The sequence below is a fragment of the Mesonia phycicola genome (assembly GCF_900141885.1).
GTDB lineage: Bacteria > Bacteroidota > Bacteroidia > Flavobacteriales > Flavobacteriaceae > Mesonia > Mesonia phycicola.
On record NZ_FQYY01000018.1, the window covers coordinates 1 to 7,267 of the forward strand.

Genomic DNA, 7,267 nt, shown 5'->3' on the forward strand with positions numbered 1-7,267 from the left:
GAATTTCGAATAATTTTTTTATCCGTATACATTTGAAAAATAGAGTAGTGCTGAGAAAATTTTTTACCGCAACAAATTATCCGTTTCAGTTTTTCCATCTGAGTGATTTCAAGTCCGCCGTGTTCTGATTTTAATTTTTAAATTTTCCGCAAAGATTTTCAGTACGTTTTATCCGTATCAGTTTTGAGTAAAACTTTCAATAATTTTGTCAGATGACTTTAATATTCAGAATCACAATAAATCATCTCCAAAAAGAAAGTAACTTATTTTAAACTCGCTGATTTTTGTTTCGTATTTTAGCTAACGGTTTTGTATAATTTCCCAGCTAAGGGAAGGTTAGGAGTAAAGATAATAAAAAGAGCCAACTTTGACGCTTTTGCGTCTGTGTCCGCAGGACACAACTAAACCTTAGTTGGAATTATACGGTGTTACCCACAGGTTTTTTATTCATATATCATTTTCCGAACACTTTTTTCAGTCCGCTTTATATATTCAGCGTACTTTTCCTTTTCAGATTCCGTTGTGTAAATCAGTTCGTTATCTTTATAGTAAAATAAGCGTTTAGTTTCAGAGCCTTTATTCCTTCCACGATTTTTAAATTCGATCAATTTAGCGAATATCATTTTTCCATCTTTGTAATAAAACTCAAATTCGTCATAACCTTTTTTTGCTGTTTGGCTATATTTAATTCGCAAAGGTGGATTGTCATTTTGATTTTCATAAAGATAGTATGCTGTCCAACCTCCATTTTTTCTGAATATGCTTTTGTAAATAATTGGTCCTTCTGCAATTCCTTCGTTAAATTCTTTTTCGGTTAGATTTATTTTAGCAACTTCTCGAGTTATTCTTGTTATTTTATTCAGATTTTCAACATTCGCATCATTATTTTGTCCGATTAAAGTCAAAGGGAAAAATAGAATGATTATTATATTTCGTAATGTTTTTTTCAACTTGTGGGCAACGGTTTTGTATAATTTCCCAGCTAAGGGAAGGTTAGGAGTAAAGATAGTAAAAAGAGCTAACTTTGACGCTTTTGCATCTGTGTCCGCAGGACACAACCAAACCTTAGTTGGAATTATACCTTGTTGGCAGTAGTTTTTTTTTAATCATTCCATCCATAACTTTTCCAATGGTTGTATTCAGATTGGTATTTTTCCTTTACCATAAATCCTCTTGAATAAAAAACTACATAACTCTTTTTGTCTCTCATTCTTATGTATTCAATTCCGAGTGGTGCATTAATTTTTTCTGGGTAAACTCCAGTTTCGGTTTTCAGATTCTCAACTTCGGAAATAATATTTTCACTCCTAAATCTTTGTACTTTATCAACTGTAAATCCTGAAAGAATTTGAGCTAATATAAAAATCGGAAGAAGTGAAAAAACGAACAAAGCTTTTCGGCTATCCATATTTTTATTTAATAAACTTACAATTAAATAAATCAGAGTTGTAATGAAAACTATTCCAAAAGGAATTAAGAGATAAAACATTTCAATAATCGTCAAAGCAGGTATAAATGGTACTATGAATCCAATTAAAATTATAATGAAAAGAGCTATTTTTTTATTCTGATTCAATTCAAGTTCGTGGGTTTTTAAATTACTGCCAACGGTTTTGTATAATTTTCCAGCTAAGGGAAGTTAAGGAGTAAAGATAGTAAAAAGAGCTAACTTTGACGCTTTTGCGTCTGTGTCCGCAGGACACAACTAAACCTTAGTTGGAATTATACGTTGTTAGCTGCTGGTTTTTTCTTGGAATGTGTATTTACCTAATCTTAGTGTACAAAAGAAAACTAATAGAGCAGGTTGATAATGATAATCTGAAAATTGATAAAATGAATGAGCTATACTATTTCTAATATTTTTTCCTTGGTTTATGTTAGTAAAAGTATATTTAAAAAGTGCAATGTCTTTTTGACTAAAATATTCTTTGGTTATCTCATTGTCTAGAAGTTCTTCTAATAGCTGTTCGCGAATTTCACCGCCTCTTCTTGAAGTTGATGTGTTACCTCCAGCCAACCTTATAAAATCTCTAAGCGCACCTTCAAATTTTAAAGTTAAAGAATCCAAAGCAAGTATAAAGTTGTTGACTTTATTTGTATTCATTAAAATTGATAATTCGAATTGGGCAAATAAACTATGTATTCCTGGTGCAAGCATCGATAGCCAAGTGGAATTTTTATCAATTTCATTTGCTGTCATTCCCCGTTGAAATTTTAATCCATACCAAGTATGTTTTTCTAAGAAATCATATATTTTATAATAATTTATTTTTCCAGACCATATACCCTCAATAATAACTTTAAGAAATAGGCTAAAACATTTAGTAGTGTGTGATAAAGTATAATTTTTATTTATTTCTCTTACGATCTTTTCTGATTCTTCAAGATGTTTATGATTGCTATTAATATCAAATACACTTAAAGAAAATAGATTTTGAATTGAGTTTTTAATTGTTTGCTTTGAGTAAGTTTCATTTTCAGTTGGGTCAACTAATATATCTTCATTAATTGAAAAATAAGCTAAAATTTTTTCTGTCGGAAGTTTTAGAATAATCTCGGAATATTTTTTTAAGTATTCATTAAATAGTTGAGTTTCTTTTTCTCCAAGTTCCCAGTTAAATTTGCCAAGTTTTACAGTTTGTTTTAAACGGTTATATTCTTTTAAAATAGACTCGGCTTCAACATTTTTTCCTGCTTCTCTTAAATATTTAGCTTTATCACCTAAAGTTTGTAATTTAATAAAATCATTATCTTTCTGATGCTGATTTAATATTAAATCTTCATTTTTGGATAGTAACTCATAGAGTTTTTTAGTGGGCATATTAAACTTTTTATATAGTTTAATACCAGTATTTAAAGTTGTTTTGTTATGAAAGTATGAGGTCGGATTTTCATTTTCTACCCAAGTTGGTAAATCAATTGCAATATTTTTCAATTGTTCTGAAGATAAAATATTATTTTCTAAAATGGCGTCTAGAATGCTTGATTTAAACCAATCTGGGACTTCGTTGGTTAGATTTAAAGTGAACTTTTGAATTTCAATAATTCCAATTTTTGTCTTTTTTGAAATATAAAAAAGTGCAGAAAGTAATATAGGTAATTCTCTAGCTTCATTTGCTTTAACCTTATTAATTGTTTTAATATAATTTAGTATTGATATTTCTGCATAGTCATTATGCTTTTCAATTTGCCAAATTAAATGAGCATATCTTGATATTAAAAAGGTGTTTTCTGTTTGATTTATTCTTTGCTTAATGTAATCTATTTCCTTAACCGTAAATTCTGCTTTATTAATATTACCTTTAATGTCTGTTGTCTGAGCATTATTTATTAATCTTCCATTATTGATATTATAGGTTAAAATTTTTCTCTCAACAACGATTTTATTTTTCCAATCGACATCTAAATTTTCAATAGTTTCAAGTTCTTTTTGGATATTCCAAATATTCAATGATTTTAGATTTTCCATTGAACTATAGAAACTTTGAACTTCTTTTGGATTTTCTTTCATTGTTTTTTTTTGAAACTTGCAGCTAACGGTCTCGGCTATTAGTAGTTGCGTGTGTTAGCACTTATTTTTGCAAGTACACATCAAACTGAAAATCCGCTAGGATTTTCAGAAGTAGGCGAGAACAAGCAATTACTTATAGCCATTGTTGTGTGCAGTATTTTATTCAGTTTTTGTTATTTCACTTTTATATACAAAGTCATTATCAATGTCAAATTTTGATTCCTGCGTATATTTATTTCCATTGACATTTGTGATTTTTACAATCAAATCAGGTGTCGGCTTATCTTTCGGTCTAGATTTCCAAAACGCTTCATTTCCGTCTAAAAATTTCAGTCTATAACTACAATCATCAATCCATATTATTTTCAGCGTTATTTTCTTTTCTCCATATTGTTCAGTTTGGATAGAGTCATTTCTTTGAATTTTAGCTTTTAAAATTCCGTTTTCAATATTCTGAAATTTACCTATTTTAAATTTGTCGCAATTTTCTTGTGAGTAAGAAAGTCCGCAAACCAAAATTAAAATCGATAGTAAGATTATTTTTTTCATAAGTTTTGTTTTCATATTGCACACAACGGTTTTGTATAATTTTCCAGCTAAGGAAAGGTTAGGAGTAAAGATAGTAAAAAGAGCTAACTTTGACGCTTTTGCGTCTGTGTCCGCAGGACACAATCAAACCTTAGTTGGAATTATACATTGTTGTGCGTAGTTTTTTATTTTTTCTACTTCTAAATCTACTAATTCAAGATGTTCTAAACATTCTTCATTATTCCAAAAAATAACAGACGATGATTCCGACTTATTTTTTGAAGAAGGATATACAATTCCTTCAATTATATTTTGTCTGTTTTTATTAAATGGATATCTAAAGTATTCTGTAACTACTTGCGTTGGTACGTATTCAATATGTTCTTTTCCGTCTTTTTTTATTTCTTGCGTAAAATCTTTAACTAAATCATAGAGAAAACGAATTAGGTAATGTGTTTTTACTTTTTTGTAATCGAAAATACTTGGCAATTTTGGTAGCCTATTAAAATCTATTACATAGATTTCCTTTTTTAATTTAAACTTTGAAATTGTAATAGAATCTTTTTTTTTGTCTTCTCTACTTATCGTTTCCAAAAAAGCTGTTGCTGGGTCGAATGCGGAATATAACATAGAAATACCTGATGGACTAAACCTGTTAGGGTAAATCGCATATTCCTCTGGTGGTGCAACTAATTTCTCCTTTTCACTAACAACCTTGCTTGAATGATGTTGTCTACAGCGGTAAATGATTGTTCCTCTCTCAATTTTTTTAATCAGATTCAGAGATTTAGTTATTTGTCCAACTTCTTTTAAAATTGTAAATGCATTTTGACTTTTGTTGGATGAATGATTTTGTTGAAATAGATATCTTGATTTATGTTTAATTAAGTTTTTAAAATAACTCCATTGGTACATTAACTCGTCTCGTTCAGTATCATAATACATATCAGGTTCAGACCAAGCAATGTCTTCTATTGAACTTACAATATCTTCTGTCAATTCAAATGGGTCAGTTTCCAATCCAACGTGGTCTTGTATTAATTCGTTCGGGTCAAAAGTTTCTCCTAAATATCCTCCTTCTCGTCCGTTATAACTCATATAATTTCCAGCATCTTCATAGAAATTCGAAATTCCAAGCATCATAAATTCTAATAAATCTTCAAGACTTACAACTTTCACTTCTTTTTCGCAATAATCGCAATATCCATCCTTGTAATTATTTCTTATAAAACGTTTGATTACATTGTCGTCTATATGTTTTACACAGAGGTTTTTATCAGGAACACTACCAATATTTTGTGCCTCCAATTCAATCCATCTTTGTTTTGCTCTTCCCATTAAATTTTAATGAATTTTCGTTGTTTAGTTGTGAGGCTTTAAATTACGCACAACGGTTTTGTATAATTTCCCAGCTAAGGGAAGGTTAGGAGTAAAGATAATAAAAAGAGCTAACTTTGACGCTTTTGCGTCTGTGTCCGAAGGACACAACTAAACCTTAGTTGGAATTATACGGTGTTAGCAGTAGTATTTATTTTAGTTTGTCAATCGTAAATTCCATTTTTTTCCAAAATTCAGTTACAAGTTCTGGTAAAAGTTCGTTTAACTTAATTTCATTATTAAAAAATCTATTTCTGTTTTTAAATGAGTCAAAAATTCCATTTGTACTGTCAGGAATAAAAATAAATTTTTCAATCATTTTATTGTCTTTAAATACTTGATAAACTTTTGGAATATTTTCAAACGAAGCATTATGAATTATTTCATTCCTCAAACTTATTATTAACTTAATATCATCTGTTTTTTCAAAGACAGTATTTGTGAAATCAATATTTTGTAATTTTTTTAGATTTCCATATAGTATATTGTTAGACTTTAATTTTGGATACTCTTTAAAATCATTTGGTATATTCTCAAGTTCATTAGCAATTTTGGTTATAAAATCTAATTGACTTACAAGATTTATAAATAGGTGATTAACTTTAGAAAAAATAGTCGTAACTAATTGTCCTGATGCGAACATCATTCCATTTGGGTTTATAGGATTTTCACTTAACATAAAAGAGTTTTCATTTAAGCTTTTGTAAAATTCACAAAAAATAAATCGTGATTCTTGAATCAAATTTTGTAGCGAGCCTACAAGGTTTTGAAAATCATAGTAAAACAGTAGTTTATTCGTTTCTTCTGAATTTTCGGAATTAATCCATTTTTCAAAGTCTGTTTTTGAAATTTTTATTTCAGCATCCACTCCTGCATATGAGTAAATTGTAGATTTCGTAATTAAAATGTTATAAAGGTTTTGGTAACTCCCAAACATTTTTTCCGCAACTTTATGTGTTATTGCTATTAGTTTAAAATCAATTTCAGTTGTATTATCATTTGATTTAATTGAAAATTGATTATTCCATTCGCATAGAACCGAATTTTCAGTTTCTTCTGTTCCTAAAATTCCATTTAAATTATAATATTTGGTCATTTTTTCGGGTGAGTGGCTATATTACTGCTAACGGTTTTGTATAATTTCCCAGCTAAGGGAAGGTTAGGAATAAAGATAATAAAAAGAGCTAACTTCGACGCTTTTGCGTCTGTGTCCGCAGGACACAATCAAACCTTAGTTGGAATTATACATTGTTGGCAAACGTTTTTTATTCATTTATAATTTTCCTTTTGCACTCAACGCTTTATAGCTAAATCCTTTTGGGAATTTTCCTTGGCAAGCATCACTCATTGTATAAGGTGCTTTCCATTTAAATCCAGTTCGACCGTTAATTGATTCGAACAGATACATTTCAACTGTTTTCTGTCGGTTAGTTTTTAGAAATTTAGCAACCACAATATCTCCAACTTTAAAAGGACAATAAGCTTCTCCAATCAGAGAAACGTCAATTATTAGTTCCGATTCGAATTCCGAGTTGTCAAATTCCACTTTGCACTCAACTATAATGTCTTTTCCACCACCAAAATATTCATTGTTTCCAACAACTTTTGTTATTTCTGCTTTTCCACAATTCAGGTCAGATTCTGTCCATTTTTTAGATTCCGATTTTTTATTTCCACAAGAGGAAGTCAAAATCAAGGTCAGACTTAAAAGAAAAGTTAATAGTTTTTTCAAATTCGGATTTCGTTTTTCAAATGTTTGCCAACGGTCTCGGGTATGAAACGTAGGGCATTTCGAAGCACTTAACTGTCCGCCTGAAACCAAGCCTGCTAAGAACCCGAAACTTGCGGAAA

General features: G+C 29.6%; 7 protein-coding genes. All 7 read right to left on the minus strand.

Going from position 1 to position 7,267, the window contains the following annotated elements:
• Positions 1-443: 443 nt before the first annotated feature.
• Positions 444-1,058: a hypothetical protein gene (locus BUC03_RS14550; protein WP_143159215.1), complete on the minus strand. Its 615-nt coding sequence runs from the start codon at positions 1,056-1,058 to the stop codon at positions 444-446.
• A gap of 44 nt (positions 1,059-1,102) precedes the next feature.
• Positions 1,103-1,576, minus strand: a complete 474-nt coding sequence (locus tag BUC03_RS14555) for a hypothetical protein (RefSeq protein WP_073153730.1) — start codon at positions 1,574-1,576, stop codon at positions 1,103-1,105.
• A gap of 156 nt (positions 1,577-1,732) precedes the next feature.
• Positions 1,733-3,511, minus strand: coding sequence for a DUF4209 domain-containing protein (locus BUC03_RS14560; protein WP_073153733.1), 1,779 nt, complete (start codon positions 3,509-3,511; stop codon positions 1,733-1,735).
• Positions 3,512-3,670: 159 nt separating this feature from the next.
• Positions 3,671-4,183 (minus strand): hypothetical protein, encoded by a 513-nt coding sequence (locus tag BUC03_RS14565; protein WP_073153736.1) that lies wholly within the window; start codon positions 4,181-4,183, stop codon positions 3,671-3,673.
• Entirely contained in the window at positions 4,184-5,377 is a 1,194-nt protein-coding gene (locus BUC03_RS14570) for a HEPN-associated N-terminal domain-containing protein (RefSeq protein WP_073153739.1), read from the minus strand.
• Positions 5,378-5,567: 190 nt separating this feature from the next.
• Positions 5,568-6,512, minus strand: a complete 945-nt coding sequence (locus tag BUC03_RS14575; RefSeq protein ID WP_073153741.1) for a hypothetical protein — start codon at positions 6,510-6,512, stop codon at positions 5,568-5,570.
• Positions 6,513-6,689: 177 nt separating this feature from the next.
• On the minus strand, positions 6,690-7,267 hold a 578-nt coding region (locus BUC03_RS15220), incomplete at its 5' end, for a hypothetical protein (RefSeq protein WP_159432725.1).